Origin of the sequence: Gymnodinialimonas sp. 57CJ19, assembly GCF_038396845.1 — a bacterium.
GTDB lineage: Bacteria > Pseudomonadota > Alphaproteobacteria > Rhodobacterales > Rhodobacteraceae > Gymnodinialimonas.
The window spans coordinates 2,471,192-2,496,956 of record NZ_CP151587.1 but is presented as its reverse complement, the minus strand read 5'-3'; the positions used below and the strand labels follow the sequence as shown (position 1 = coordinate 2,496,956).

Genomic DNA, 25,765 nt, shown 5'->3' with positions numbered 1-25,765 from the left:
ACGTATCACGTAGAACTTCACCAAGACTTGCGTCAGCGGGCGGCAGGCGTCTAAGGCCTGAGCGCCATCTAGGAAGAGTCTTCGTACCGGTCAAGCATTTTTATTTTGGCCTGTTGGAGGCGCGGGCTTCCTCCGCTATGTTGGATTCGACGAACGAATGGAGCAGGACGCAATGACGGACCGGGCAGAAATCACGGCGCGTTTGGCGTCTCGGCTGAAAGAAGAACGGGCGGCCAAAGGGCTGAGCCTGGACGCTTTGGCGAAGTTATCGGGGGTGTCTCGGTCCATGCTCAGCCAGATTGAGCGCGGCGAAAGCAGCCCCACGGTCGCCAGCCTCTGGAACCTGACCCGCGCCCTATCCATTGATTTTGCGTCCCTTTTGGATGACGATTCCGAACCGGCCCATCCAATTCGCGAGATCGTCCATGCCGACAACACTCCCGTTATCCGCAACCGCGCCGCAGGCTGCGAGATCCGCATCCTGAGTGCCCCCGATGAGGTGGGCGGAACCGAGGTCTACGATATCCGTTTTAACGCCGGCGCGGCACTGGAAAGCGCCCCGCACAAGGCGGGATGTGTGGAACATCTGACCGTTTTGGAAGGTGCCTTGGCCGTCGTGTCCGAAGGCGAACGGGCCGAGGCTGGCACTGGCGACACCATCCGTTATGCCGCCGATGTGGAGCATTCAATTCTTGCAGAAGATCAATCGCGGGCGCTTTTGATCGTGAAAAACGCCTGAATTCCAACTTAACGGCGAAAATCCCAGATATTGACAAGCGGCACCTCCAACGGATACTTATCCGCTAAACCGGAGGCTCCCCATGTCCACGCAATTTCTCGACCACATTTCCAACACGCTGACCGGCATCGAAAATGACGGGCTGTATAAGAGCGAACGCCTGATTACCTCGGCCCAAGCGGGGCGGATCACGGTGGCGCTGCCCGACGCCAGCACGCGCCAAGTGATTAACCTTTGCGCCAACAACTACCTCGGCCTCGCGGACCATCCGCAACTGATCGAAGCCGCGAAAGACGCGATGGACGACCACGGTTACGGCATGGCCTCGGTCCGGTTCATCTGCGGCACCCAGGACCTGCACCGCGAGTTGGAACAAAAGCTGGCCGCGTTCCTGAACAAGGACGACGCAATCCTTTTCGCCGCCTGTTTTGACGCCAATGGTGGCCTGTTCGAGCCCCTTCTCGGCCCCGAAGACGCGATCATCTCCGATAGCCTGAACCACGCCTCGATCATTGACGGCATCCGCCTGTGCAAAGCCAGCCGCTACCGCTACGCGAACTCTGACATGGCGGATCTGGAGGCCAAACTGAAGGACGCACGCGCGGCGGGCGCGAGGTTCATCATGATCGCCACCGATGGCGTTTTCTCGATGGATGGCTATCTGGCGAAACTGCCGGAAATCGCTGAATTGGCTGCAAAATACGATGCCCTGGTGATGGTGGATGACTGCCACGCCACCGGTTTCATGGGCCCCAAGGGTGCAGGCACGCCGGCCCATCACGGCGTCGATGTCGACATTCTGACCGGCACGTTGGGCAAGGCCCTTGGCGGCGCGATTGGCGGCTATATCGCGGGACCTCAGCCGGTGATCGACCTGCTGCGGCAACGGGCGCGTCCTTACTTGTTCTCCAACTCCCTGCCGCCGTCGGTTGTGGCGGCAGGGCTGAAGGCGCTTGAGCTGGTGGAAGACGGCGACGCGCTGCGCCAGCAATTGTTCGACAACGCCGCCTATTGGCGGACCGGGCTGGCGGAGCTTGGGTTTGACCTTCTGGAAGGCGAACATCCGATTATTCCGGTGATGTTGGGGGATGCGAAACTCAGCCAAAAGATGGCCGCGCGCCTTTACGAATTGGGTGTCTATGTGGCGGGCTTCTTCTTTCCCGTCGTGCCCAAGGGCCAGGCCCGCATTCGCACCCAAATGAACGCGGCCCTGACCCGTGAAGAACTGGACACAGCCCTCGCCGCCTTCGCCACGGCGGGCCGCGAGTTGAGGATCATCCGATGAATGGCACCATGAAATGTCTGGTGAAATCCAAGGCCGAAAAGGGCCTTTGGATGGAGACCCGGCCAATCCCGCAAATCGGCCCTGATGAGGTGCTGATCCGGGTGAACCAAACCGGGATTTGCGGCACCGATGCGCATATCTGGAACTGGGATGAATGGTCCCAAAAGACGGTGCCTCTGGGGCTGATAACCGGCCACGAATTCGCCGGTGAGATCGTAGAGCTTGGCCGCAATGTCGATGATCTAAGCCTCGGCCAGCGCTGTTCGGGCGAAGGGCATCTGATCAGCAAACATTCCCGCCAAAGCCGGTCGGGCAAGTTCCATCTGGACCCGGAAACCAAGGGCATCGGCGTGAATGTGGACGGCGCCTTTGCCCAATACCTCGCCCTGCCCGCCTTCAATGTGGTCCCCCTGCCCGACGCCATCTCTGACGAGATCGGCGCGATCCTTGATCCCCTCGGCAACGCGGTTCACACCGCGTTAAGCTTTGATCTGATCGGAGAGGACGTGCTGATTACCGGCGCGGGGCCCATCGGCATCATGGCTGCCGCGGTCGCACAGCATGTCGGCGCACGCCATGTGGTGATTACCGACATCAACCAAGATCGGCTCGATCTGGCGGCGCAGGTCACGGATGTCGTAACGGTGAATGTCTCCACGACAGATCTGCAAAGCGTGATCGACAATTTGGGCATGAAACAAGGCTTCGATGTGGGGCTCGAGATGTCGGGCAACGCGGCGGCGTTTGATCAGATGATCGAGGCGATGGTGATGGGCGGACGTATCGCGATGCTTGGCATTCCGCCCGGCAAGTCGCTGGTGGATTGGAACCGCATCGTTTTCAAGGCGCTCACCATCAAGGGGGTCTACGGCCGCGAGATCTTTGAGACCTGGTACAAGATGATCGCCATGTTAGAGGATAATTTGGACATCTCGCGCATCGTCACGCACCGCTTTCCCGTGGACCGTTTCGAAGACGGCTTCGCGGCGATGCTGTCGGGAAGCTCTGGCAAGGTGGTTTTGAATTGGCGGGCGTAGGCCAGCGCCTCATGTTTGAGTGATTGCTCAAATATTTTATTGAGCGATCACTCAAGGCCTCCTATCTGGCTGTTGTCAACTCTGATACCGGCCCGAAAAGACACGCCATGGCTACGTTTCCCATCCACACCATCGCTTCCGCCCCCGAAGCTGCAAAACCCGCTCTGGAAGCCTCGTTCAAAAACAACGGTCGCATTCCGGGCCTGCACGGCGCCATGGCCGCCGCGCCGCCACTGCTGGAAGCCTATGCTTTCGCTCATCAACAGTTCATGGCCACCAGCCTCTCCGCCGAGGAGAAAACCGTTGTTTGGCAAACGATTAACGTCGAAAGCAACGGCCACTACTGCGTGCCCGCCCACACTGGCATCGCGAAAATGATGAAGGTGGATGACGCCATCACCGAAGCGCTGCGCAATGAGACGCCCCTGCCGACGGCCAAGCTGGAAGCCCTGCGCACCTTCACGCTGGCGTCGATCCGTGACCTTGGTTTTGTCTCCGACGCCGACACCCAAGCCTTCCTTGATGCGGGCTTCACCGAGACGAATATCCTGGAGATCATCCTGGGTGCCGCGCAAAAACTGATGTCCAACTACACCAACCACTTCGCCAAAACGCCCGTCGATCAGGTGTTCCAGAAGTTTGCCTGGGAAAAGAATGACGCCGTCGCAGCCGAATAAGGTTAACGGCGGGGGGCTGGCGTTTGGCGCCCGCCCCACCCATATGACAGCGCAAGCGGCGGGCATTGGCCCGCCTTTGCTTTGATGCGCCCAGAAAGGACCGAAAATGACCGAGCCCCTGAAAATCGACATCATCTCTGATGTCATGTGCCCCTGGTGCATCATCGGCTACCGCCAGCTTGCCACCGCCCTGGAAGCATCGGGCACACCCCATGAAATCCAATGGCACCCGTTCGAGTTGAACCCCCAGATGCCGCCCGAGGGGCAGAATACCCGCGAACATATCATGGAGAAATACGGCAGCACGCCGGAACAATCCGAACAATCGCGCCAGCAAATGAAGGCCTTGGGCGATAGCCTTGGGTTCGACTTCGCGTGGTCCGAGGACTCGCGCATGCACAACACGTTCAACACCCACCAGCTGCTCCATTGGGCCAATACCCAAGGCCGGATGCACGACCTGAAACAGGAGCTTTTCAAGGCCCATTTCACCGATCAACGCAACCTGTCCGACATCACCGTGCTGGCCGATGTTGCGGGCGAAATCGGGCTGGACCGGGCCGAGACGGTGGCCGTGTTGGAAGATCAACGCTACGCCCAAGAGGTGCGCAGCGCGGAACAGTTCTGGCAGCAACAGGGCATTACTGGCGTGCCCGCCGTGGTCTTTGACCGCAAACACCTTGTCACCGGGGCGCAGGGCGTTGAAAACTACACCAGTATCCTGACCCAACTGGCGGAAATGAGGGACTAATCCCATGGCACGCGCCGCAAATTACGACCGTGATGCCGCCCTGGAGGCGGCCATGGCCGTATTCTGGCGCAAGGGCTATCACGCGACCTCCCTCAAGGATCTGGAGGTCGCGTTAACCATGAAACCGGGCAGCATCTACGCGGCGTTTGAGAGCAAAGAGAACCTCTACCTGCTGGCGATTGAGCGGTATTTTGAGGCCTCCCGCAAAGGGTTTCTCGCCCAGATCGCCAATGCCGACACGCCGCTGACCGGGCTTGCGGCGCAGTTTCAAACCTACGCCGACCTTTCCGGGGCCGAGCCGACGCGGCAGGCATGTATGTTAATGAAAACGATGGTCGATACGGCCACGACGGAACCGGCAATCGCCACAGCGGCGCAAAACTACCTCGAACAGATGTGCGCGGCCTTTGCCGATACCTTCAAAGCCGCCCAATCGGAAGGGGAAGTCCGCGCCGACGCCGACCCCAAGCGCCTTGCGCGGCGCTACCAGGCCAATATCTCGGCGCTCCGGGTAGAATTGCTGCGCGGCTTGCCCCGTGAAGACATTCAAAAACTCGCCGATGATATGGCGCAAGAAACACTGGCCTTGGGCACAGCGTAACGCGCCACCCTACCCTGTTGAGCGAAGTGGCGCGTCGTATTCTCCGCTTATGGCCGCAGCATTACCTTACCCGCGCGGCCCGGCTCTAGCGCTGCTGTCATGGCCTCGGACACGTGATCCAGCCCAAAGACACCACCGTCGGCCAACGTCAGGTCACCCTTGGCCGCCAATGTCACCAACTCGGTGATCAGGCGGGTGCGTTCCTCGGGGGCCATGTCCTTGCTGACGCGAGAGCCCCAGAAGCCCTTCACCGTGATGTGCTTCATGATCAGCGCCCCCGACGACAGTGGCATCGCCGCCCCGGTTGCCGTGCCAAACACCACCAGCTCTCCGTCCAAGCCCAGAAGGTCGACCAGATCGGCCGAGGTTTCGCCGCCAACGGAATCAATCGCCGAAACGGCGCCCGCCGGGCCGGTCAACTGCGCCGCTTTCTCTTTCCAATCAGCGTCGCTGGTGGATAGGACGTTGCCAAAGCCCAGGTCTTTCAACTCCTGCGCGGCAGCGTCGCGGCGCACAAGGTTTACCAGGTTGATCCCCCGCGCTTTCGCCAGCACTTCCATGATCCGCCCCACGGCGCCGTTTGCCGCGGTTTGGATGATCCAATCGCCTTTCTTGGCCTTCAACGTCTCTAGCAAAGACAGGGCGCTGAACGGCATGGCGATCAATTGCGCGCCAAGCGTGTCAGAAATCGCGTCTGGCAGAGGCAGAACGCCCGCCGCCGGGGCCACGAAATATTCGGCCCAAGACCCGTGGATGCCCGCAACCGCCACACGCTTGCCGACCATGGCCGCGTCAACGCCGTCGCCCACGGCCTCTACCGTGCCAAGGGCCTCGGACCCGCCGATGGCGCCGGGCAGGTCGGGCTTGTAGCCATAGTTGCCCCGGATCGTCCAAAGGTCGTGGTTGTGGATGGGCGACAGGGTCATCTTGACCAGAACTTCACCCGCCGCAGGGGCAGGTTTGGTCGTTTCCTTGGCGACGAGCACGTCCACCGGTTCGCCAAATGTGTCGTGGATTGCAGCTTTCATTTTCAGTCCATTCATTGAGGTTATCTTGATGTGTAGATGTGTCGAGTCTCGGCCAGCGCCTGCTGTAGCGGCAGGTCACTCCGAGATATCTTGGCAAGGATGGCCGCCCCGAGAAACTTTGCGTAAAGCATCCGCGCCACCGCTTGCGGGTCGTCAACGGGACGCACGGACCCATCGCCGACGCCCGCAATAAGTAGGGCAGCGATCCGGTCCACCAAGGCGTCCACGCCCGTATCCAGGACCACGCGCATCCCCTCCGACAGATCGGCGATCTCTGCCCCAAGCTTGACCACAAGACAGCGGGTCGAAATCCCGCCCGCCCCCTCATGGCCAAGCCACGCGCCCCAAAAGGCGGCCAGTTTGTCGCCCGCCAGCTGCGGGCTCGCGGTCAGCAGATCCATGCGTGACAGGTAATCGTCCACATAATCGTGCAGCATCGCCTGCCCAAAGGCGTCCTTGGAGGGGAAGTAATAGTAGAAAGACCCCTTCGGCACGCCGCTCTCCGCAAGGATTTGCGCGATACCAACGCCGCTAAAGCCCCCCTTCAAGGCAAGCTCTCGCCCCGCCGTTAGGATTTTCTTACGTGTCTGATCGGATTTGGTTTGCTCTGTCATGAGCGATATATAGGTAATAATAGACCGGTCGTCTAGTCACCTCTCCCTATCGTGAGATGCCGACATGGCTTGCGCTATCCGGCTGCAAATAAACGGATTTCTGCGCCTAGTGGAGTAGAGCCCCACCGTCCGCTAAGGGCTGGCTTGCGTCCCCAAAAGCCCGCCCCTGCCGCCGTTCCCTGCTCCCAATTCAGAAAATGTAAAAAAGATTTACTTTGCCTCTTGCCCGGGCCGTCCGACCTCCCATATGAGTTAATGTGATTTACATTTACATTCGAACAGCCCACCAACCCCAAGGAGAACTTCCATGACCACAACAACCGCCCCCACCCATTCCCATGAAAGCCTTGGTTGGTTTTCTCGGGCGGAAAACTGGCTTGATGCCCGTGGCAAAGGCGCTTGGATCGCTGCCATGGTCATCGGTTTCATCTTTTTCTGGCCGATCGGCCTCGCCCTTCTGGCCTACATGATCTGGAGTAAACGCATGTTCAACGGTTCCTGCACATCCCGCCGCCACAGCCACCGTGGCCACAAGTTCAACTCTTCCGGGAACAGCGCCTTCGACGCCTACAAGGCCGACACGCTGAAGCGCCTGGAAGATGAGCAAGGCGCGTTCGAGGCCTTCTTGCAACGCCTGCGCGATGCCAAGGACAAGTCCGAATTCGACGCCTTCATGGACGACCGGGCCGAAGCCGCAAAGGCTGAGACCGAAGAAGCCAAGGCGTAACCGTCCCCCCTCGCCTTAGGCTTGTCCCCGCGCGCGCCCACCCGTCCCAATCCGGGCGCGCGCCCCTTTTTCCCCTTCCCAAAGGCCCCCCTTATTGCCATGTCCTTGTCCATGACCCGCTCGCCCCTGCCCGACCCAACCTATGATGCTGCCTTCTACGACGGCGTCTTGCCCAAACGCCTGTTTGCCTGGGCCATCGACGCGGCGCTGATCTTTGTCGCGATGCTGATCCTGAGCGTTCTGACCGCGGGGATCGCCTTTCTACTCTGGATACCGGTGCACTTTGGCCTCGCCTTCCTGTACCGCTGGCGCACGATCCGGGCGGAATCCGCAACCCTCGGCATGCGTCTGATGAATATCGAGCTGCGCGGTCCCTCCGGTGCCCGCCTCACCAGCCAAGAGGCCGCCGTGCATACCGGCTGCTATATGGTGGCCGCCACGATTTTCGTGATCCAGCTGATTTCCATCGGCATGATGATGGGTCGCCCGTTCAACCGCAGCCTCTCCGATGAGCTTGTCGGCACCGTGATGATTAACTGTCCGGCCTAGGACTGGACCCAAGGGGCAACAGCAAAGTAACCACGTTCCAGAAAGCGGTTGCCCCATCGCGGGCGAGTGGTGCACTCTAGTACCGTCGACACGGGACCCTTTGTTTATGCGCCATACGCTACCCATCGCGCCACAATTCTATGTGACAGCGCCGCAAGACTGCCCCTACCTCGACGGCAGACGCGAACGCAAACTGTTTACCGCGTTGCAAGGGGATCATTCGGAGGCGTTAAACAATTCGCTCTCCAAGCAGGGGTTCCGCCGGTCGCAAAACGTGCTCTACCGCCCCTCCTGCACCGATTGCGCCGCTTGCCTGTCCGCCCGCATCCGCGTGGCGGATTTCGCGCCTAAACGCGGTCACAAACGGATATCGAAGCGCAACAAACACCTGATCCGCCACCCCCGCTCTGCTTGGGCCACGGAAGAACAATACGCCCTGTTCCGCAGCTACCTTGATACCCGCCACGCCGATGGCGGCATGGCCGATATGGATGTGTTCGAATTTGCCGCAATGATCGAGGAAACGCCGGTCAAATCTCGCGTGATCGAATACCGCGACCAGACCGAGGGCGATGATCTGGCCGCCGTCTGCCTGACCGATATCCTCGATGACGGCCTCAGCCTCGTCTACTCGTTCTTCGCCCCGGAATTGCAGCGGAACTCTCTGGGAACCTACGTGATCCTCGATCACATCGCCCTCGCGCAAGAGGCCGGCTTGCCCTACGTCTACCTTGGATATTGGGTGCCAGGATCATCGAAAATGGGCTACAAGGCAAACTTCCCCGCACTCGAGGTTTACGTGAACGGCCAATGGCAAGACATTGGCGCGCAAGAAGATTACGATACCCAAACCCACCCCCTCTCGACCGATCCAATCGCAGAGCAGGTGGCCCAAATCACCCTTCCCGATCTGCGCGCCGCCCCCGACAGCAACCACTGATGCGCCTCGCGCTCGTGACCCTGATCGTGCCCGACTACGATGAAGGCATCGCCTTCTACGTCAATGGCCTCGGGTGGACGTTGTTGAGCGACGAGGACCAAACCCACAAGCGTTGGGTCACCGTCAGCCCCTCCCCACAGGGCCCCGCCCTTCTCCTCGCGGTGCCCACAACCGACCGCCAGTCCAGGGCCCTTGGCCAGCAAACCGGCGACCGCGTGGGATTTTTCCTTCACTCAAGCAACTTCAAGGAGGACGCCGCCCGGATCACCACCGCGGGCGGCACCTTTGTGGAAGCGCCCCGGCATGGGCCCTACGGCACCGTTGCCCAATGGCGCGACCCTTGGGGCAACCTTTGGGATCTGATCCAACCCGCCGCTTGAGCGCCCTCCCTTCATCTTTTCAAAAATATCGCCCCCGGAGGGTCCGCCCCCACCTCCGTGCCTCCAAACGACAAAGGAGGGCCGCCATGGCCCCCCCTCCCCAATCTCTACAAACTCCCGAAACCTTAGTTCGGCAGCAGATCCGGTACGATCGTCACGATGCCCGGGAAGAACCACAAGATCGCCAATCCCAACACCTGAATGCCCACGAACGGCAGCACCCCTCGGTAGATGTGGCCCGTCGTCACCGACTTCGGTGCCACGCCCCTCAAATAAAACAGCGCAAAACCAAAGGGCGGCGTCAGGAACGAGGTCTGCAAGTTCACCGCAATCATGATCGTCACCCACTTCGGGTCCAACGTCCCGCCGTAAATCACCGGCCCCACAATGGGGATCACGATGTAGATGATTTCAAGGAAATCGAGCACGAAGCCCAGAAAGAACAAGATCGCCATCACCAGCAGGAACACGACCCATTCCTGGTCAAACGCTCGCAAGAACTGCTGGATGTAATGCTCACCGCCGAAGGCGATCAGCGTCAGGTTCAACACTTGGCTCCCGATGAGGATGGTAAACACCATGCTCGTGACCTTAGCCGTCTCGCGCACCACGGGCCCCAAAACGCTGGTGCGCAGAAGCGTCCAACAGGCAAACAGCAGGCCGAAGAAGGCGAAATGATAGGCACCTTGCGTCACGATATAGGCCAGCCAATCGGCAACGGTCACGGCCTCGCGCGACATCCGCAGGTCAAAGTTCACGCCCACGACAATCATGATCACCACGGCAAAGGCCGCACCGACAACAATTTTTGCTCCGCGCCGGTCATCGCCAAGCTTGCGATAGGCCGCCAACATGATCGCCCCAGCCGCACCGAGGGCAGCGGCCGGTGTCGGGTTGGTAATCCCGCCAAGGATCGAGCCCAGAACCGCCACGATCAGGACCAGCGGCGGGAAGACCACGCGCAGAAGCTCGTTTTGCGACAGACGCCCCACTGCGTGATAGCACCCATAGACCGTCAGACCGAAAGGAATGGCGAGGACCGCGAACGTCCTTCCCGGACCCGTCAACGGACCGATGAACATCACATCAGCCGCCAGGGCCAGCACGATGCCCAATCCCCCCACCAGCAATGGCAGCGGAGAGGACGTCGGAGAGATACCGCGTGCCAGCACCAGGGTCAGCGCCAGAAGCGTGAACAGGACCGCAACACCGCTGCCGATGGGTGCCGCCGCGGCAAGGGCCGCATCGGTGGCCGCAACCATCTCTTCCGGTGTGCGCTCTTGGGAAACTTCCCCTGCTTCGCCCGCTTCAATCGCGGCCTGCTCGGCGACGGCCACGTCCCAGGCCTCCTGACCATGCAGGTCGATCATGCCCGCCGCACATTGCTCGGATACATTGGTGCGCAGCGACGCGCTGGCCGCCCCGTCGGACATATCCGACACGGTGATCGTCTGGCTGCCGACGATGCCCGCAGTGGCCGCAAGGCTTACCCCGATGATGATCGCCGCCGGCACCCCAAGGAACCATGTCAGACTTTCGCCCCGCGTGACGGGTTCTCCGGTGCTGGCGCCCATTTGCACCGCGGGCGCTTTCGATGGGAACACCAAGGCGTAGCCGAAGGAGTAGGCGCCATAAAGGAAGGCCAGGAAGATACCCGGCAGAAGCGCCGCCTGGAACAACGTGCCCACTGACAGAACCGCAGGCTGGCCCAGATAGGTCAGCGCGTCGCGGCACCCTGCGGCGACGGCGCGGGTCTCTTGCCCCGTGGCATAGAGATCACCCGCCAGCGTGCCCAGAAGAACGATCACGATGGAAGGCGGAATGATCTGCCCCAAGGTGCCGGAGGCGGCGATCACGCCGGTGGCCAACTCGGGCGAATAGTTGTTGCGCAGCATTGTGGGCAGGGCCAGCAGGCCCATGGTCACCACGGTCGCGCCGACGATGCCGGTCGAGGCCGCAAGAAAAGCGCCCACGATCACGATCGACACAGCCAGACCGCCGGGAAGCGGGCCAAACACACGCGCCATGGTGGTCAGCAGGTCATTGGCAATCTTCGAGCGTTCCAGCGTGATGCCCATCATCACAAACATCAGAACGGCCAGCAGAATCTCGATGGATTGACCCGCAATCACACGCTCGTTCATGCGGTTGACGATGAACGACAGGTTGCGATCCAGCGCGGTTTCCCAGCCGCCGGTGAACAATGCCTCATCTATGCGCGGCAAATCGGGATACCTGAAGGTTGAAATCGTATCTCGGGGGACGCCATCGGCAATCAGCGCCAGATAATCCTCTGATCGCACATCCACCGCTTGGTGGATCAGCAAGCCAGAGCTATCCAAAACCGCGATGATCGCGAAGGAAATCACACCCGCGCCACCAATGGCGAAGGCCACCGGGAAGCCCGTCATGATCCCACCAAACAGGGTGAGGAACACGATGATCAGGCCAATTTCGACCCCGTCCAAACCAAAAAGCATCTTTTAAGTCCCTATGCTGCGCCACTCATGGGCACATTGTCGTGTATTGGATCAGGTCGAGCCTGAGTGGATCGCGTGCTCGATCTCTTCTGCCTCGTCGCCCAAGTAGTCGCGGTCAAGGTATTTGCCTTCGCTGGCCTCGCCCTCACGCCATTCCAGGTACGAGCGCCAGAACATCGACCAGGCTTGCAGGAAGACCATCACGCAATAGGCCACGATCAGCACTTTGAAGAGGAAGTAGGCGTTGAACCCGTTGGGGCTGAAGCCAATGGTCTCGACGTTCCAACGCAGGGCGCGCGCTTGCATGATCATGCGCTCCAGCGTGCCCGAGGCGGAAGGGTTCGGCACCACAAGATGACGCCACATGAAGAACCAGGCGTACATATACGTCAGTGTCACAACGGGCAGCATGAAGAGCATCGCGCCCAACATATCCATCACCTTCTTGGTGCGGAACTTCACGGCGGAGTAGACAAGGTCCACACGGACATGGCCACCTTGCACGAATGTATAGGTGACACAGAGGGTCACGATGATGGCGTTATAAAGCTTCAGCTCTTCCGCCCACCACGACAGGTCTTGGGTGAAGGAAATGCCAAGCGGCCCCATGGAGATGTCCGACACCCGGAAAATCCGTTGCAGGAAGACGATCATCACCTGTTGCAACACCATCAAAAGCCCCACCCAAGCGGCGGTTCTGCCGACGGCATTGGCGAACCCCTCCTGGATGCGAACGCACGTCCACAGGAATTCCCGCTTGAACATGCCGACGACGGTGATGACCGAGAAAAGGAAGAACAAGGCGAAGAACAGCTCGACCGATGCACCATAGTAGATGAACCGCATCAACGATTCCGTATTGGACCAATCTAGCCAGGAGCCGGGATTGAGAAGGGCGGTGACAATATTCACCGGCGCCGTCACGTACTCGGTCAAGGCCCAGAGGATCAGGTCTAGCATGTTGAGGAACTCCAGCCGAAAACAACCCTGTCACATTCCGCACCCTAGCGGCGCTGTTCAACTGGGTCTTGAAAACTCCCCCGCCCACGAATTGCAGGCGGAGGAGTGCCGTAAAGCGTCAGGCGTTTAGCCTGCGTTGTTTACACGGTTACGCTGACGCTGATACTCGCCATCGGCGATCTCGTACCAACCGGCAGACTCGTCGAGCGACGCAAAGTAGGAGTTTGCGATGTTGGCATAGATCTCGTCGCTCATGTTCTCTTCACGAACCTCAGCAGCGGCACGGCCGAACGCGTCCCATACTTCGTCGGGGAACTGGCGCGTCTGCACGCCACCGGACACAAGACGCTCAAGCGCAGCGCCGTTTTCAGCCAACGACAGCGCGGTGTTGTGGGCGTGGGCGGCACGGGTTGCCACATCACAGATCTGCTGCTGCTGCGGTGTCAGGGATTCCCAGACGTCCAGGTTGAACCCGAAGGTCAACGCGGCACCCGGCTCGTGGAAACCAGCAGTGTAATAGGTGTTGGTAACCTCCTGGAAGCCCATGCGCTCATCTGCGTAGGGACCGATCCACTCCGCGCCGTCGATCTGGCCCGAAGACAACGCCTGGTAGATTTCGCCACCGGGGATGTTCTGAACCGAAGCACCAAGACGACCCAGAACCTGACCACCTTGGCCTGGCATGCGGAAACGAAGACCCTGAAGATCCTCGGCAGAGTTGATTTCCGTGTTGAACCAACCACCGGGCTGCATCGCGGTCATACCACACATCAGCGGCTTCAGGCCGAACAGCGACGACACTTCGTCGTGCAATTCCTGACCACCGCGGCGGTAGTACCAGTTGGACATTTCCTGGCTGGTCATGCCGAACGGCACGGAGGTAAAGAACGCCAGCGCCGGGTGCTGGTTCAGGAAGTAGTACTCAGCCGAGTGATATACGTCAGCTTGGCCCGAGGAAACGGCGTCAAAAACTTCGAACGCGCCAACCAGTGTGCCGGCCGAGTTTTTGTTGAAGGTCAGTTGACCATCCGTCATGGCGGCGACGTAGTCGATGGCAAGCTGTGCTGCGTCATCGAAAATCGCAAAGCCGTCTGGAACAGACGTCACAAGCGTCAGCTCGCGGTTACCTTGCGCGTACAGCGGTGCTGCAAGTGTCGTAGAGGCGGCTGCTGCCCCGCCAACAGCGGATGTCCGCAAAAAAGAACGACGATCCATTGGTGTATTCCTCCCGGTTGGATCTTTTCCCCGAGCCCCCCTCCTGGGTGCTCAGTGGCTTATAAGTGTCGGCACGTTAGCGCGGCGTTTGCCGCCAGAAAACAGCTTTTCTTCACCTTTGACGTGGTTTTTGTAAAATCTTTTGACCAATCCGGGCAATTTGGGGCTTGCACGCCCCTCTCGGTGCCGTCGTTAGCGCTATCAAGCTGCCAACAATATCTGGTGACTTTGGAAAATGCGGCCACAACGCTTAAAATTTGGGCCTGCGCGCCGGGTGATGGTGATTTTTTGCGCTTCTTATTTGCCCGCGAAGGGGTGGCGCGGGGCATCATTCCCCTCAAACTTGGCGGAAATCACACCTTCCATCCCGAGACCAGGCATCGTGATTCTATGAGACAGGCTCAGCACAGCACCGCAGCCCGACAACTTCGTCGACAGAGCAAAAGGGGCCGCACCGATATGCCGCCCCATCTTGTGCCTAGTATATAGTAGGAGCCTTAGTTGATCACCGCGCCCGATCAGTTCGAACGCAAATGGCTTGGCACGAACAGCGCGACCTGCCGAGAGACGCAGGTATTTCCGCCCCCTTCCCCGTCACTGCGCGCGCTCTCGGGGTAGAACGGTGGGACGCTTTCCAACGTACAGCCTCCCCGGAAGCTCGACAGCATGTCGCTGGCCAGATCGGGCGCAAGGGGGCCATGGTCATGCACCACCAGATGGTATTCGGACATCTCGGGCTCGGTGAAACGGGTCTCGAACATGTTCGTTGGCACCTCGCCCGCCGGCAAGAAGGCCGAGACCCGGATTTCCCCATCCTCCGGCACCACCGTACCGCCACCGTTCACCGCAACGGCGTTCATCTCGGGCATGCCCATCGCCTCCATGGGGGTGCAGGGATTGGATTGGCACAGATGCGGGTTCTGCACCGCCACGAACCAAACCGTAATCGCGTGCCCCGGCGCGATGCCTTCCGTCACGATCTGCATCGCCGCCCCCTCTGGCCCGGTCACCAGTATCGCTTCCGTTCCTTCAATCGGGCCGGGCGTCATGCCGCTTGGCGGCGTCCAGGACATCGGCAAGGTGTCTGCCACCACGGCTTGCGCCGACAGGATCAGGCACGCGGCCATGAGTGTCTTCGAGAGTTTCATTTGTTCCTCCTTTTCCATGCCCCGCAGCGTCCTCAATCTGACGTCCCGTGCGCAAATCAGTTCTCCTCGCGTCTTGGGCAAGGTATGCTTGGGTGAAATGAAAAACCGGATGCCCTCCATCAACGCGCTGCGCAGCTTTGACGCCGCCGCCCGGCACCTCAGCTTCAAGGAAGCGGCAGCAGAGCTTTCCGTGAGCCCCGCCGCCATCGGCTATCAAGTCAAACGGCTGGAGGAGGATTTCGGACGTGCTCTGTTCCTGCGCAAACACCGTGCCATTGAACTGACGCCCGAGGGCTTGGCCCTGTCGCGCCGCCTCAGCACGGGTTTCGCTGCGATCGAGGCCGCCTGGACGGACGCCAGGATGCCGAAGGCGCAAGAGACCATCCGCGTCTCCGCCCCCATCGCGGTCGTGCAGAAGTGGCTCTATAATGAGCCGACCCTGAACGCAGACCCGGCGGCCGCTTACAAGGTGGAATGGGACGTCAGCCAAGCCTTTCGCGCGTTGCAGGGCGCGGGCATTGATGCGGCCATCCGCTACACCGCCACCCCAGACCCCGAAGCCTTTGCCGAGCCGCTGCTTCGGCAATGCTACACGCCGCTGATGCGGGCCGACATGGCCAGGACGGTCTCTGAACCAGCCGACCTTCTGCACCACGGGTTGATTGACCTGGGCTTTGACCTTGCAGCCGAGCCCGACCTCAACATCTGGAAAGCCTGGTGCACCGCCCAAGGCCTCGCGCCGCCCAACCGCTTTGCCATGACCTGCGGCTACACCATGTCTGCGGTGGAAATGGCGCGCGAGACGGGGCACATCGCCATGGGCGGCTTCTTCGTGGTCGCCGAAGACATCGCTGCGGGCCGCCTTGTCGCGCCTTTTGACGTGGCCGTCGTGCCGCAATCGCAGCTTTGGATCATGTGCCGGAAGGGCCGCGAGGACGAACCCATGATGCGCTGGTTCCGCGCTGCCGCCCACGCCTGCGCCGCGCGCCTGCAAGAAACGGCGGCGCATCTGACCCTCGTGGATCTGAACGGCCAGCGCCTCCCCGACCAAGCGCCGCCAACGCCCCCAAAGTCACTTTAGTTGCGCAAAACGCCGCTGATACGACATTTTCTTCACACTCTCGCGCTTTTGCCTGTTGACGCCCAAAACCCTCAGTCATAACGTCCGGCCACGCGATAATAGGAGGCTCGGCGATGTCCGGCATTCTCGTACTTGTAGGAAAAAGGCGCATGGGTCGGTAACGACATCCATATCTGGAACCATGCGCCCCCGGATCACCGTCCGGGGGCTTTTTTTTGGAAATACAATTTCGCATACGAATGATGAAGCGCGATGAAGAAGGATGAAGCGCCCATGTCACAGAGCATGTCACAGCAGATGACCGGAGCAAAGATGATCGTCGAGGCCCTCAAGGAGCAGGGTGTCGATACGGTATTTGGCTATCCCGGCGGCGCCGTCCTTCCGATCTATGACGAGATCTTTCAGCAAAACGCGATCCGCCACATTCTGGCGCGTCACGAACAAGGCGCGGTTCATGCCGCCGAAGGCTATGCACGCTCTACCGGCAAACCCGGCGTTGTTCTGGTGACCTCTGGTCCCGGTGCCACCAATGCGGTGACTGGCCTGACCGACGCACTGATGGACAGCATCCCGATCGTTTGCCTGACCGGACAGGTGCCCACCTTCATGATCGGCTCGGACGCGTTCCAAGAGGCCGACACCGTGGGTATCACGCGCCCCTGTACCAAGATGAACTGGCTGGTGAAGGAAACCGATCGTTTGGCGGATACAATCCACCAAGCCTTCCACATCGCCACCAGCGGTCGCCCCGGCCCGGTTCTGGTGGACATCCCCAAGGACGTGCAATTCGCCACCGGTGAATACACGACAAAGCCCAAGGCCAAGATCAGCCATTACCAACCCAAGGTGAAGGGCGACATTGACGTCATCACCGCCTTGGTTGAGGCGATGGAAACCGCCAAGCGGCCTCTGTTTTATACCGGCGGCGGGGTGATCAACTCTGGCGCCAAGGCCAGCGCACTTCTAACGGAATTGGTCGAGGCAACAGGCTTCCCCATCACCTCGACCCTGATGGGCTTGGGCGCATACCCCGCCACGGGCGACAAATGGCTTGGCATGTTGGGAATGCACGGCACCTACGAGGCCAATCTGGCCATGCACGGCTGTGACCTGATGATTAACATCGGCGCGCGTTTTGACGACCGCATCACAGGCCGGATCGCTGATTTCTCGCCCAATTCACGCAAGGCGCATGTGGATATCGACCCCTCGTCGATCAACAAGGTGATCCACGCCGACTTCCCGATCCTTGGGGATGTGGGCCATGTGCTGGAAGACATTCTGAAGGTCTGGAAAGCGCGGGGCCGCAAGGCCGATCGGGCTGCCGTCAAAGATTGGTTCGACCAGATTGAGACATGGCGCGCCGTGCGGTGCCTTGATTACAAAGCGTCCGAGACAGTGATCAAGCCACAATACGCCCTGCAACGTTTGCAAGAGCTGACCAAGGGCCACGATCGCTACATCACTACGGAAGTGGGCCAGCACCAGATGTGGGCCGCGCAGTTCCTCGACTTTGACGCGCCGAACCGTTGGATGACATCGGGCGGGCTTGGCACAATGGGGTACGGCACCCCGGCCTCCATCGGGGTTCAGGTTGCGCACCCGGAATCGCTGGTGATCAACGTTGCCGGTGAAGCCTCCTGGTTGATGAACATGCAGGAAATGGGCACGGCCATGCAGTACCGTCTGCCGGTGAAACAGTTCATCCTGAATAATGAGCGGTTGGGCATGGTCCGCCAGTGGCAAGAGCTGCTCCACGGAGAGCGCTATTCGGAAAGCTGGTCCGAAGCGCTGCCCGATTTCGTGAAGCTGGCCGAAGCCTTCGGCGCCCACGGTATCATCTGCTCGGATCCCAAGGATCTGGACGACGCGATCATGGAGATGATCAACTACGAGGGCCCGGTGATCTTCGATTGCCTGGTAGAGAAGCACGAAAACTGCTTCCCGATGATCCCGTCAGGCAAGGCCCACAACGAGATGCTTCTGGGCGAAGCCGACACCCAAGGCGTGATCGGCGACGCGGGTGGGGTTCTGGTGTGAGCAAAGCCCGGTCCATGGGGCTCGGTACGAGGTTTCCGACTACACCTCGTCCGGGTCATTGGGCCGCCGCCAGACTCGTGCCGATTAAACCTTAACCCAATGATGGAGCCCAAGAATGTCAGGTTCATGTGACACCGCGACCCCGGAACGCCGGTTCGGCCTGACCGCAGCCACGCTCTGTGTGCTGACGATTATTTCCCCGCCCGCCAACGCTCAAGCCAACGTTGAGGCTCTCTTTGACCTGCTCTGCGGGCGGACGGTGCATTTCTATGACGGATCGGGCAATCAGATCGAATATACCGCGGGCGATGGGACGGCCTATCTTTGGTACCATGACTTGCCCGATGTGATTGTGGGGTCGTGGGGTGTTTACTCCGATGCCGAGTTGCGGGAGCTGCAAAATGATGGCTCGAACGACACGGGCCGCGATGGGGGCTTGGATAGCCGAGAGCTGTTTGATCTACCCATCGGCGGCGCGCAGGTTTGCTATGAATATCCCGCGGGCGGCTTTGGTCCACTGGACCCCGGCGGGTTCCATTGTTGGGACGAATTGGACCTGTTCGAGACCGTGGTGGAAGGCGGCGTTTTCCCCGGTGATCGCTATGGCTTGCGCGACGGCGTGCCGCCGTTCAATCTGCCCGAGCATCCGTTTCAGGCGCTGGAATCCTTCGACGCTGATTTCCCGCAACTGCCGCCTGAGCCCGCTTGTGGCGTGCCGATCTCATGATCCGGGCCGCGCTTTCCATTGCCTGCGCCTTGGCCTTGCCCGTTCAGGGACAGGCTCAAGACTTTCGTGGGCTTTTGCCGGGCATGCCTGCGTCGGAATTGGCGGTTCTTGGGGAACCGTTCGATTTTCAGTCCCAACAAGGCACCGTAACAGCGCGTTATCCGTTGCCGTATGAACGGCATATGACAGTGCTGTACGAGAATGGCCGAATTCAATCGCTAGGTCTCGGCTACGGCGGTATCGGTACGACATTGCACCCACCGGCAACCCAAGGATTGCGCGTCGGCGTCACCACATTGCGCGAAGCGGTCGCGTTGGCGGGATCCGAAGGATTTACCTTCGATGATCCCAATGGCCTGAGGGTGATTGGCGACGTGCCGATTGGCTGGTTCTTGTATTATGAGTTACAAGACCACCCGGACTTGCTGCTGGAATTGTCCTTTCAAGACCGAAGCCTTGCGACTGCCCGAGCGGATAGCGACACTGGCCCCACGCCGTTGCCACGCGACGCGCTGTTGGTCTCGGCCACGCTCTACCACGATGAATTCACCACCCGGCACCCTGATGTCCATGGCTCCACACCCATGGACCGACCCGGCGCCGTCCCTTTTGCCCTTCCCTTATCAGAAGCCTTCCCTCTGACCGTCCTACCCTGAAAAGGAACTCTGCCCATGGCCCTCAATATCGAGCGCGGCTCCACCAGCCATTCCGCCTATGACCTCCGCAGCCACCTCAGCGATGTGATCGAAACCCACACGTTGGCCATTCTGGTCGAAAACGAGCCCGGCGTTCTGGCCCGTGTCATCGGCCTGTTTGCGGGCCGCGGCTACAATATCGAAAGCCTGACAGTGGCGGAGGTGGACCATGGCGGCCACCGCTCGCGCATTACCATCGTGACGTCGGGAACGCCGCAGGTGATCAACCAGATCAAGATGCAGCTTGAACGCATGGTGCCGGTGCATGAAGTCGCAGACCTGACCGTGGACGGCCCCTTTGTGGCTCGGGAGTTGTCGCTGATCAAGGTGATCGCCACGGGCGAAAAGCGGGTAGAAGCCCTGCGTACTGCCGAAATCTTCCGCGCCAATGTCGTGGATAGCACGCTGGAAAGCTTCGTGTTTGAGATGACCGGCACGCCTGAGAAAATTGACGCCTTTTGCGACCTGATGCGCCCCTTGGGTGAGGTCAAACTGGCTCGCACGGGCGTGGCGGCCATCGCTCGGGGCACCTGAGGATGCGGGCCACTCTGGCGCCTGTGCGCGCCGCCCTCTTGGCGCTGAGTGTGCTGGCGGGCTTCACGGCTCTGCCAGCAATGGGCCAGACCCTGCACGGCATCACCTTCGGAGAGCCGATCCCCGCAGGGCTGCCACAGCCCGACGATACGCAAACCCAAGCGCCGTTTACCCGGTCGATCTGGACACAGCTGAATGACATGATGGTCACGGTCATCGCCGATAGCGAAACCGGGGGCGTGCTGTTCATGGAAATGCGCCCCGCCGCGCCGGGCCCGGTGGCCACGCAGATCGACGGGCTTGTCTTCGGAGAAACGACGCTGGCCGAACTCCATGCCCGCTTTGGATCGGAAGGCGTCGTATTCGCCAATGTTGGACGTGGCGGCGTGTTTGATGACATCCTGGTCCACTTCGCGACCTATGAGATTGACAATAGCGATACCGTATTGTCCCTCGCCACTACGGAACCGCTGCAGACCGCCACCCAAGACAGCGCCGCGCAGGCCGTTCTCGACAGCGTGATCGTCGCAGACAGTGCCTACCTTACCCAAGTCTGGGGCCTCAACCGTGGGCGCCTGCCGGGCTACTCCCCCATCGCCGACCCGTTCGACGGCTGACCTTGGCGCAAGAGCCTTGCAAGGCTCTTGTAAAGCCTTTTGCAAAAGGCTTCCCTCAAAAGCCTTGCAAGGCTTTTTCTGAGTTTTTTGCAAAAAACTCTGCCGCCCCATCGGCAAAGCCTCCACGACGCGGGGGCCGTCTGCCCCGCCCCCGCGCCGCATCCTTGGCCCGCCGCAGTAACCTGGGGAAGGCGGACCAAGAAGGGGGGAGTTATTCGACGGGCAGCAAGCCAGCTTCCTGCGCCGCTTCGATCTCTTCGCTGTTCAGGAGCGTATCGCCGTCGGCATCAAGCGCCATGAACTCGGCCTCGCTCAGCGATGGCATAACGATCAGCAGTTCCGTGAAGCTGACCATGCCGTCACCATCGGCATCAACGGCCGCGCCTTGGGCCGTCGCAAGGCTCGTGCTGGCCACAAGGGCGCCAAAGGCAGCTGCTGCGGTGAATGCCTTGAGGTGCGGCGTGTCAAAAATCGTGTCCATGAAAGGTGTCCTTCATTTGGTTACGTGTCAGATGCGCACCGCGTTCATGGGCGGGGCATCTACAAGAGAAGAGCCTTCGTGCGCCTGTTTCGTCCCGCCGTGTCCGCGCCCCTCCCGCGATCGGCGGCGCTTCGCTCAAATGGCCGCGCCGTCCCTGCAACGTCCCGCCGAGGCCAACCGGCGTCGGCAATGGATTGCCCGCCATGGGCGGCTTTGGGGCGCAGGCCGCCCGGATCGCGACTGCCGCCTTGCGGCATGACGCAGGGCGCAGCAGCGTCATGGGTGCTCACGGAACCCCATATTGACCGAGGCCCCCCATGCCCAACGCTCATCCGCTTCCTCGCCAGGAAGAAACTGACGTCTCCCTCCCTCATACGCGCATCTTCACCGCGCTTCTCACGGACCTGCGCCGCTCGGCCCGGCGCTTGGCCCGCTCCGCGGATGAGGCCGATGATCTGGTCCAGGAAACGCTGCTCCGGGTCTGGTCGCGCATGGCCCTATCGTTTGAAGACGGCACCGATGCCACGCCGATCGACGATTTGCGCGCCTATGCTTTCGCCACCCTGCGCCACAGGGCCTATCGCCGGGGCGCTGTGGCCCCTTCCACCGGAATCGAACCAGATGAACTGGTCGCCCCGCGCGGCTCTGACGGCACCACGCGGCTCGCCTGCGCCGAAGCGCTTGAGGCATTGGCCGCCCTCCCCCCGGACCAGCAAGTCGTTCTGCGCCTACGGGCCATCGACGGCCTGAGCTATGCTGAAATCGCCAGGAAGACTGGCCTCGCGCCGGGCACGGTCACGTCGCGTTTGGCACGCGGGCGCGCGTCGCTGCGGCTGGCGCTGGACCTGCCCCCCGGCGCCCCGGTGACGGACCTGTTGGGCAGCGCCTAGGCACCGCCACGCTTCTCCATGTCTTTGGGAGCCATGGAATTGTCGCGGATTGGCAAGACGTAGACGCGCCGGGGACCCACGCTAGGGGCCAGACAACAACCGGAGCATGTGCCATGCCAGATGATCTGATCCGCCCCCTCACCGATGTGACCGCCCCCATTGATCGTGCCCGTGGCCTGCCCAACAGCCACTACACCGATCCCGCCACGATCATGGCAGAAAACAACGCAGTGCTTCGCCAGCAATGGGCTGCTTTGGCCGTCGCAGCGGACGTGCCGGAGGTCGGCGATGCCCGCCCGATCGAATTCCTGGGCCAGCCGCTTCTGCTGCTGCGCGATGACGAAAACCGGGTACGCGTGTTCTTCAACATCTGCCGCCATCGCGGCATGATCCTTGTGGATGCCCCCCGCAAGATCGAAGGCGCGATCCGCTGCCCCTACCACTCCTGGTGCTACGCCAAATCGGGCAAGCTGGTGGCCACCCCCCATGTGGGCGGACCGGGCCAGAACGCCCACCCCGGCATCGACCGTGCCACCCTAGGCTTGGCGGAAGTGCGCAGCCACGTCTGGCGCGATGTGGTGTTCATCAACCTCTCCGGCGATGCCGCCCCGTTTGAAGACGTCCACGCAGAGCTTCTGACACGGTGGGCCGAGTTCGAGCAGCCCATGTACCACGGCGGCGCCGACAGCAGCTTCACCCTTGATCTTGCGACGAACTGGAAACTGGCGGTCGAGAACTATTGTGAAAGCTATCACCTGCCTTGGGTACACCCCGCGCTGAACACCTATTCGCGCCTGGAGGATCACTATCACATCGAAGAACCGGGCCACTTCTCGGGCCAAGGCACCTATGTCTACCGGCAACTCAAAGGCGATGACGGGGCCACCTTCCCCGATTTCCAAGGTCTCAGCAGCCATTGGGACGCGGGCGCGGAGTATATCTCGGTCTTTCCCAACGTGCTGATGGGCGTTCACCGGGACCACGCCTATGCCATTGTGCTGGAACCCGTCGCCCATAATCGCACCCGCGAACATGTGCATATCTACTACCCCGCTCCCGTCACCAACGCCGCCCTTCGGGCCAAGAACGCGCGACAATGGAAAGACGTATTCGAAGAAGACATCTTCGTGGTGGAAGGGATGCAGCGGGGCCGTGCGGCCGAGGGCTTTGACGGCGGCAGGTTCTCTCCGGCGATGGATGGGCCGACGCACCTGTTTCACGCCTGGATAGCCGCCAAGATCGAGGCGGCACAGTAGCGCCGTGTCCCACCCGCGATTTGAAGCGGCCCTGTACCACGGGCAGCAGACCGGCGATTGGGCGCAGGTCATCACCCAATATATGGAGGCGGCCGAGGCAGAGGCGACCGAGCAAGGCGCGGCATTTTACCTGACCCACGCCTATGTCCATGCCCTGGAGGCCGGTGATCCACGCGCCGACACCCTGAAACAGCGACTGATTGCCCTCGGCGCAGAGGTCGAAGCCGATGAGGCGCCGCCTACGGCCCCAGACTAACGCTCGGCCCAAACCCTTTGACGGCCCCGCAACAGGCGCAGACCTGCCAGCAATGACCACGATGCCCAAAGGGGCCAGAAGACGGGTTTGTAATTGATCGGGAAACACCCCTTCGAGGTGCCCATCGACAGCCCATCGCGGAGGGCGTCAAAGAAACCATCATTGCGCGCGCCCGGACCGATGCGCAGGGTCGCTTCGTTTACCCGCTCAACCGTGACGGTGCCGCGACTGGTGATCAGATCAAGGACGCGAGCCACACCTTCGCCGTCCTCTCCGCGCGTCTCAAGGGTTTCGACCAATTGCGTGCAAATGTTGACGTTGGACAAGGCCGTGGGGCCAGACGGCGACAGGGCATCCGAGAAGACCGCCCAGGTGCTGCCCCCGTAGGGGCCGACGTAAGGGGTGCATTGCGTGCCCACGCAAGGGGTCACGGCAATGGGCTCAAACCCCACATCGCGCATCCGGTCCGAGATCCAGACCAGGATCAGCGTGGACAGACAGCAAAACAGCACCGCCTCCAATACGCGCAACACCCAATCGAGGCGAAACGCTTCGGTATCAGGCTGCCCGGGATCCGACTGCTGGGGCTTTGGCTGACCGCCGTCGGGCGGCTTAGCTTCGTGTGCCAAGGATCACGCGCACGTAGTGTTGCGTTTCGTCATAGGGGGGGACGCCGTCGTGGCGCTCAACCGCCTCGGGGCCTGCATTATACGCGGCCAAGGCCAGCCGCCATGTGCCAAAACGGCGGAATTGTTGCGACAGATAGCGTGCGCCCCCATCAAGATTGGCGACAGGGTCGGACGGGTCCACACCGAGGATATCCGCCGTGCCCGGCATCAACTGCGCCAATCCGATCGCCCCCGCGCTGCTGAGCGCAGCGGTGTTCCAGCCGGATTCTTGCTGCACGAGGCGCAGGAAGAGATCCTCGGGCACGCCGTGGCGGCGCGCCGCCGATCTTGCGACTTCAAGGAAGGGGCCATCATAGGCGCCCTCAAAGGCCGGAAGCCCGCGCGTCTCGACCGAACCGGGGCGCAGGCGGGATGAGAATTCGTATTGCGTGGCGGCGCGACCATCGAGCACGCCCATGGCCCGGTCAAGACGGTCCAAACCGCTTTGCGCCATGGCAGGCAGGGTGAAGAGGACGCTGAAGATGGCGGCGATCCGCAACAAGGGACCGCGCGGGGCAGCGGGGAACAGTCGAAAATAAAGCATCAAGCCTCGGATCGCTTGGGAATAATCCCGCAGAATATAGCCTGCGGGGGCGGTTATTCCTAGGGGGAGGATTATCGGGCAAGGTTTAAGGGTTTTCTTAACCTTGATCGGGTGGTCTAACCGGAAACCAATCACGCGCCCGGAATCGGGGTGCGTCAGTAATCCACGAGGGGGAAAGCGATGGCCGGGTCCGTCAATAAAGTCATTCTAATCGGCAATCTGGGGCGCGACCCCGAAGTGCGCAATTTCCAAAACGGTGGCAAGGTCTGCAACCTGCGTATCGCCACGTCGGAGACCTGGAAAGACCGCAACACCGGGGAACGCCGCGAGCGGACGGAGTGGCACAGCGTTGCGATTTTCCAAGAGGGCTTGGTGCGGATCGCAGAGCAATACCTGCGCAAGGGCTCCAAGGTGTATATCGAGGGCCAGTTGCAGACCCGTAAATGGCAGGACCAAAGCGGACAGGATCGGTATTCGACCGAGGTTGTGTTGCAGGGCTTTGGCGGCACATTGACCATGCTGGACGGACGCGATGGCGGCGGTTCTGGCGGCGGTGGCGGTGGCGGCGGCTACGGTGGTGGTGGCGGCGGCGGCTATGACGACCGCGGCGGATCGGGCGGCGGCTTTGGCGGCGACGATCGCGGCGGCAATGGTGGCGGTGGCGGTTTCGGCGGCGGTGGCGGCGGCGCCGATCTGGATGACGAAATACCGTTCTAAGGGTTCGATAAACAGTTTGCAGCGCAGCGCGGTGCCCGGATGGTCGACGTTCGGGCCCGTGGCTGAGGCTGGGATTGAGTTGTATTTGCCAAGATGAAGAAGGGAGCGCGGCGCGTTTCCTTTGAGGG

At 61.0% G+C, this 25,765-nt stretch carries 29 protein-coding genes; 20 read left to right on the top strand and 9 right to left on the bottom strand.

Annotated features, from left to right (window positions below):
* Nucleotides 1-172 precede the first annotated feature (172 nt).
* From AADW23_RS12240 to AADW23_RS12215, 6 genes are all read left to right on the top strand, one after another.
* Nucleotides 173-739 carry an XRE family transcriptional regulator gene (locus AADW23_RS12240; RefSeq protein ID WP_341861220.1) on the top strand — a complete coding sequence of 189 codons (567 nt, stop codon included), beginning with the start codon at nt 173-175 and terminating at the stop codon, nt 737-739.
* A gap of 82 nt (nt 740-821) precedes the next feature.
* Nucleotides 822-2,024, top strand: a complete 1,203-nt coding sequence (locus tag AADW23_RS12235; RefSeq protein ID WP_341861219.1) for a glycine C-acetyltransferase — start codon at nt 822-824, stop codon at nt 2,022-2,024.
* An 8-nt stretch (nt 2,025-2,032) separates the two neighbouring features.
* On the top strand, nt 2,033-3,061 hold the full coding sequence (tdh, locus tag AADW23_RS12230; protein WP_341864328.1) for an L-threonine 3-dehydrogenase: 1,029 nt from the start codon (nt 2,033-2,035) through the stop codon (nt 3,059-3,061).
* A 107-nt stretch (nt 3,062-3,168) separates the two neighbouring features.
* Entirely contained in the window at nt 3,169-3,738 is a 570-nt protein-coding gene (locus tag AADW23_RS12225; RefSeq protein ID WP_341861218.1) for a carboxymuconolactone decarboxylase family protein, read from the top strand.
* Nucleotides 3,739-3,844: 106 nt separating this feature from the next.
* Nucleotides 3,845-4,489: a DsbA family oxidoreductase gene (locus AADW23_RS12220; RefSeq protein WP_341861217.1), complete on the top strand. Its 645-nt coding sequence runs from the start codon at nt 3,845-3,847 to the stop codon at nt 4,487-4,489.
* Between the two features lie 4 nt (nt 4,490-4,493).
* Nucleotides 4,494-5,090, top strand: coding sequence for a helix-turn-helix domain-containing protein (locus AADW23_RS12215; protein ID WP_341861216.1), 597 nt, complete (start codon nt 4,494-4,496; stop codon nt 5,088-5,090).
* Between the two features lie 47 nt (nt 5,091-5,137).
* Here the strand turns inward: AADW23_RS12215 and AADW23_RS12210 are convergent, their stop codons facing one another.
* Together AADW23_RS12210 and AADW23_RS12205 are read right to left on the bottom strand one after the other, a co-directional pair.
* Nucleotides 5,138-6,118, bottom strand: coding sequence for a zinc-binding dehydrogenase (locus tag AADW23_RS12210; RefSeq protein ID WP_341861215.1), 981 nt, complete (start codon nt 6,116-6,118; stop codon nt 5,138-5,140).
* Nucleotides 6,119-6,138: 20 nt separating this feature from the next.
* Nucleotides 6,139-6,732, bottom strand: a complete 594-nt coding sequence (locus tag AADW23_RS12205; RefSeq protein ID WP_341861214.1) for a TetR/AcrR family transcriptional regulator — start codon at nt 6,730-6,732, stop codon at nt 6,139-6,141.
* 307 nt (nt 6,733-7,039) lie between these two features.
* On the opposite strand from AADW23_RS12205, the gene AADW23_RS12200 reads away from it, so the two are divergent.
* From AADW23_RS12200 to AADW23_RS12185, 4 genes are all read left to right on the top strand, one after another.
* Entirely contained in the window at nt 7,040-7,459 is a 420-nt protein-coding gene (locus AADW23_RS12200) for a DUF2852 domain-containing protein (protein ID WP_341861213.1), read from the top strand.
* Nucleotides 7,460-7,570: 111 nt separating this feature from the next.
* Complete coding sequence (locus tag AADW23_RS12195) at nt 7,571-8,008, top strand: RDD family protein (protein WP_341861212.1); 438 nt, start codon at nt 7,571-7,573, stop codon at nt 8,006-8,008.
* Between the two features lie 106 nt (nt 8,009-8,114).
* Entirely contained in the window at nt 8,115-8,948 is an 834-nt protein-coding gene (locus AADW23_RS12190; RefSeq protein ID WP_341861211.1) for an arginyltransferase, read from the top strand.
* Nucleotides 8,948-9,328, top strand: coding sequence for a VOC family protein (locus tag AADW23_RS12185; protein WP_341861210.1), 381 nt, complete (start codon nt 8,948-8,950; stop codon nt 9,326-9,328). Before AADW23_RS12190 ends, AADW23_RS12185 begins: the two co-directional genes overlap by 1 nt.
* 125 nt (nt 9,329-9,453) lie before the next feature.
* On the opposite strand, the gene AADW23_RS12180 is transcribed toward AADW23_RS12185, so the two are convergent.
* The 4 genes from AADW23_RS12180 to AADW23_RS12165 all read right to left on the bottom strand — a co-directional run bounded on the left by AADW23_RS12180 (nt 9,454) and on the right by AADW23_RS12165 (nt 15,131).
* Nucleotides 9,454-11,808 (bottom strand): TRAP transporter large permease subunit, encoded by a 2,355-nt coding sequence (locus AADW23_RS12180; protein WP_341861209.1) that lies wholly within the window; start codon nt 11,806-11,808, stop codon nt 9,454-9,456.
* Between the two features lie 51 nt (nt 11,809-11,859).
* Nucleotides 11,860-12,768, bottom strand: a complete 909-nt coding sequence (locus AADW23_RS12175) for a C4-dicarboxylate ABC transporter permease (protein ID WP_341861208.1) — start codon at nt 12,766-12,768, stop codon at nt 11,860-11,862.
* Nucleotides 12,769-12,894: 126 nt separating this feature from the next.
* Nucleotides 12,895-13,983, bottom strand: coding sequence for a twin-arginine translocation signal domain-containing protein (locus AADW23_RS12170; protein ID WP_341861207.1), 1,089 nt, complete (start codon nt 13,981-13,983; stop codon nt 12,895-12,897).
* Nucleotides 13,984-14,501: 518 nt separating this feature from the next.
* Nucleotides 14,502-15,131, bottom strand: a complete 630-nt coding sequence (locus AADW23_RS12165; protein ID WP_341861206.1) for a hypothetical protein — start codon at nt 15,129-15,131, stop codon at nt 14,502-14,504.
* Between the two features lie 109 nt (nt 15,132-15,240).
* On the opposite strand from AADW23_RS12165, the gene AADW23_RS12160 reads away from it, so the two are divergent.
* From AADW23_RS12160 to AADW23_RS12135, 6 genes are all read left to right on the top strand, one after another.
* Nucleotides 15,241-16,212 carry a LysR family transcriptional regulator gene (locus AADW23_RS12160; protein ID WP_341861205.1) on the top strand — a complete coding sequence of 324 codons (972 nt, stop codon included), beginning with the start codon at nt 15,241-15,243 and terminating at the stop codon, nt 16,210-16,212.
* Nucleotides 16,213-16,497: 285 nt separating this feature from the next.
* Entirely contained in the window at nt 16,498-18,252 is a 1,755-nt protein-coding gene (locus AADW23_RS12155; protein WP_341864327.1) for an acetolactate synthase 3 large subunit, read from the top strand.
* Between the two features lie 115 nt (nt 18,253-18,367).
* The gene (locus AADW23_RS12150; RefSeq protein ID WP_341861204.1) at nt 18,368-18,979 is read left to right on the top strand and encodes a hypothetical protein; all 612 of its coding nucleotides are present in this window, start codon (nt 18,368-18,370) and stop codon (nt 18,977-18,979) included.
* Entirely contained in the window at nt 18,976-19,635 is a 660-nt protein-coding gene (locus AADW23_RS12145) for a hypothetical protein (protein WP_341861203.1), read from the top strand. Before AADW23_RS12150 ends, AADW23_RS12145 begins: the two co-directional genes overlap by 4 nt.
* A 15-nt stretch (nt 19,636-19,650) precedes the next feature.
* Nucleotides 19,651-20,208 (top strand): acetolactate synthase small subunit, encoded by a 558-nt coding sequence (ilvN, locus tag AADW23_RS12140; protein ID WP_341861202.1) that lies wholly within the window; start codon nt 19,651-19,653, stop codon nt 20,206-20,208.
* A gap of 2 nt (nt 20,209-20,210) precedes the next feature.
* On the top strand, nt 20,211-20,825 hold the full coding sequence (locus tag AADW23_RS12135) for a hypothetical protein (protein WP_341861201.1): 615 nt from the start codon (nt 20,211-20,213) through the stop codon (nt 20,823-20,825).
* 211 nt (nt 20,826-21,036) lie between these two features.
* On the opposite strand, the gene AADW23_RS12130 is transcribed toward AADW23_RS12135, so the two are convergent.
* A complete protein-coding gene (locus AADW23_RS12130) occupies nt 21,037-21,306 on the bottom strand; it encodes a hypothetical protein (protein WP_341861200.1) in 270 nt (89 codons plus the stop codon).
* Between the two features lie 317 nt (nt 21,307-21,623).
* Between AADW23_RS12130 and AADW23_RS12125 the strand changes: the two genes are divergently transcribed.
* The 3 genes from AADW23_RS12125 (at nt 21,624) to AADW23_RS12115 (ending at nt 23,708) form a co-directional block, all read left to right on the top strand.
* Nucleotides 21,624-22,196, top strand: a complete 573-nt coding sequence (locus AADW23_RS12125; RefSeq protein ID WP_341861199.1) for a sigma-70 family RNA polymerase sigma factor — start codon at nt 21,624-21,626, stop codon at nt 22,194-22,196.
* Between the two features lie 113 nt (nt 22,197-22,309).
* On the top strand, nt 22,310-23,452 hold the full coding sequence (locus tag AADW23_RS12120; RefSeq protein ID WP_341861198.1) for an aromatic ring-hydroxylating dioxygenase subunit alpha: 1,143 nt from the start codon (nt 22,310-22,312) through the stop codon (nt 23,450-23,452).
* A 4-nt stretch (nt 23,453-23,456) separates the two neighbouring features.
* Nucleotides 23,457-23,708 (top strand): hypothetical protein, encoded by a 252-nt coding sequence (locus AADW23_RS12115; RefSeq protein WP_341861197.1) that lies wholly within the window; start codon nt 23,457-23,459, stop codon nt 23,706-23,708.
* Here the strand turns inward: AADW23_RS12115 and AADW23_RS12110 are convergent.
* Together AADW23_RS12110 and AADW23_RS12105 are read right to left on the bottom strand one after the other, a co-directional pair.
* A complete protein-coding gene (locus tag AADW23_RS12110) occupies nt 23,705-24,337 on the bottom strand; it encodes a hypothetical protein (RefSeq protein ID WP_341861196.1) in 633 nt (210 codons plus the stop codon). The two genes, AADW23_RS12115 and AADW23_RS12110, sit on opposite strands and share 4 nt — an antisense overlap.
* A complete protein-coding gene (locus tag AADW23_RS12105; RefSeq protein ID WP_341864326.1) occupies nt 24,321-24,830 on the bottom strand; it encodes a lytic transglycosylase domain-containing protein in 510 nt (169 codons plus the stop codon). The genes AADW23_RS12110 and AADW23_RS12105 overlap by 17 nt, the downstream gene beginning before the upstream one ends.
* A 270-nt stretch (nt 24,831-25,100) precedes the next feature.
* Between AADW23_RS12105 and ssb the strand changes: the two genes are divergently transcribed.
* A complete protein-coding gene (gene ssb / locus AADW23_RS12100) occupies nt 25,101-25,637 on the top strand; it encodes a single-stranded DNA-binding protein (protein ID WP_341861195.1) in 537 nt (178 codons plus the stop codon).
* Nucleotides 25,638-25,765: the final 128 nt, after the last annotated feature.

What these genes read in the sequence shown, in the direction of transcription:
- AADW23_RS12240 (WP_341861220.1), top strand. Translation starts at nt 173, where the DNA reads ATGACGGACCGGGCAGAAATCACGGCGCGTTTGGCGTCTCGGCTGAAA.
- AADW23_RS12235 (WP_341861219.1), top strand. Translation starts at nt 822, where the DNA reads ATGTCCACGCAATTTCTCGACCACATTTCCAACACGCTGACCGGCATC.
- tdh (WP_341864328.1), top strand. Translation starts at nt 2,033, where the DNA reads ATGAAATGTCTGGTGAAATCCAAGGCCGAAAAGGGCCTTTGGATGGAG.
- AADW23_RS12225 (WP_341861218.1), top strand. Translation starts at nt 3,169, where the DNA reads ATGGCTACGTTTCCCATCCACACCATCGCTTCCGCCCCCGAAGCTGCA.
- AADW23_RS12220 (WP_341861217.1), top strand. Translation starts at nt 3,845, where the DNA reads ATGACCGAGCCCCTGAAAATCGACATCATCTCTGATGTCATGTGCCCC.
- AADW23_RS12215 (WP_341861216.1), top strand. Translation starts at nt 4,494, where the DNA reads ATGGCACGCGCCGCAAATTACGACCGTGATGCCGCCCTGGAGGCGGCC.
- AADW23_RS12210 (WP_341861215.1), bottom strand. Translation starts at nt 6,118, where the DNA reads ATGAAAGCTGCAATCCACGACACATTTGGCGAACCGGTGGACGTGCTC.
- AADW23_RS12205 (WP_341861214.1), bottom strand. Translation starts at nt 6,732, where the DNA reads ATGACAGAGCAAACCAAATCCGATCAGACACGTAAGAAAATCCTAACG.
- AADW23_RS12200 (WP_341861213.1), top strand. Translation starts at nt 7,040, where the DNA reads ATGACCACAACAACCGCCCCCACCCATTCCCATGAAAGCCTTGGTTGG.
- AADW23_RS12195 (WP_341861212.1), top strand. Translation starts at nt 7,571, where the DNA reads ATGACCCGCTCGCCCCTGCCCGACCCAACCTATGATGCTGCCTTCTAC.
- AADW23_RS12190 (WP_341861211.1), top strand. Translation starts at nt 8,115, where the DNA reads ATGCGCCATACGCTACCCATCGCGCCACAATTCTATGTGACAGCGCCG.
- AADW23_RS12185 (WP_341861210.1), top strand. Translation starts at nt 8,948, where the DNA reads ATGCGCCTCGCGCTCGTGACCCTGATCGTGCCCGACTACGATGAAGGC.
- AADW23_RS12180 (WP_341861209.1), bottom strand. Translation starts at nt 11,808, where the DNA reads ATGCTTTTTGGTTTGGACGGGGTCGAAATTGGCCTGATCATCGTGTTC.
- AADW23_RS12175 (WP_341861208.1), bottom strand. Translation starts at nt 12,768, where the DNA reads ATGCTAGACCTGATCCTCTGGGCCTTGACCGAGTACGTGACGGCGCCG.
- AADW23_RS12170 (WP_341861207.1), bottom strand. Translation starts at nt 13,983, where the DNA reads ATGGATCGTCGTTCTTTTTTGCGGACATCCGCTGTTGGCGGGGCAGCA.
- AADW23_RS12165 (WP_341861206.1), bottom strand. Translation starts at nt 15,131, where the DNA reads ATGAAACTCTCGAAGACACTCATGGCCGCGTGCCTGATCCTGTCGGCG.
- AADW23_RS12160 (WP_341861205.1), top strand. Translation starts at nt 15,241, where the DNA reads ATGCCCTCCATCAACGCGCTGCGCAGCTTTGACGCCGCCGCCCGGCAC.
- AADW23_RS12155 (WP_341864327.1), top strand. Translation starts at nt 16,498, where the DNA reads ATGTCACAGCAGATGACCGGAGCAAAGATGATCGTCGAGGCCCTCAAG.
- AADW23_RS12150 (WP_341861204.1), top strand. Translation starts at nt 18,368, where the DNA reads ATGTCAGGTTCATGTGACACCGCGACCCCGGAACGCCGGTTCGGCCTG.
- AADW23_RS12145 (WP_341861203.1), top strand. Translation starts at nt 18,976, where the DNA reads ATGATCCGGGCCGCGCTTTCCATTGCCTGCGCCTTGGCCTTGCCCGTT.
- ilvN (WP_341861202.1), top strand. Translation starts at nt 19,651, where the DNA reads ATGGCCCTCAATATCGAGCGCGGCTCCACCAGCCATTCCGCCTATGAC.
- AADW23_RS12135 (WP_341861201.1), top strand. Translation starts at nt 20,211, where the DNA reads ATGCGGGCCACTCTGGCGCCTGTGCGCGCCGCCCTCTTGGCGCTGAGT.
- AADW23_RS12130 (WP_341861200.1), bottom strand. Translation starts at nt 21,306, where the DNA reads ATGGACACGATTTTTGACACGCCGCACCTCAAGGCATTCACCGCAGCA.
- AADW23_RS12125 (WP_341861199.1), top strand. Translation starts at nt 21,624, where the DNA reads ATGCCCAACGCTCATCCGCTTCCTCGCCAGGAAGAAACTGACGTCTCC.
- AADW23_RS12120 (WP_341861198.1), top strand. Translation starts at nt 22,310, where the DNA reads ATGCCAGATGATCTGATCCGCCCCCTCACCGATGTGACCGCCCCCATT.
- AADW23_RS12105 (WP_341864326.1), bottom strand. Translation starts at nt 24,830, where the DNA reads ATGGCGCAAAGCGGTTTGGACCGTCTTGACCGGGCCATGGGCGTGCTC.
- ssb (WP_341861195.1), top strand. Translation starts at nt 25,101, where the DNA reads ATGGCCGGGTCCGTCAATAAAGTCATTCTAATCGGCAATCTGGGGCGC.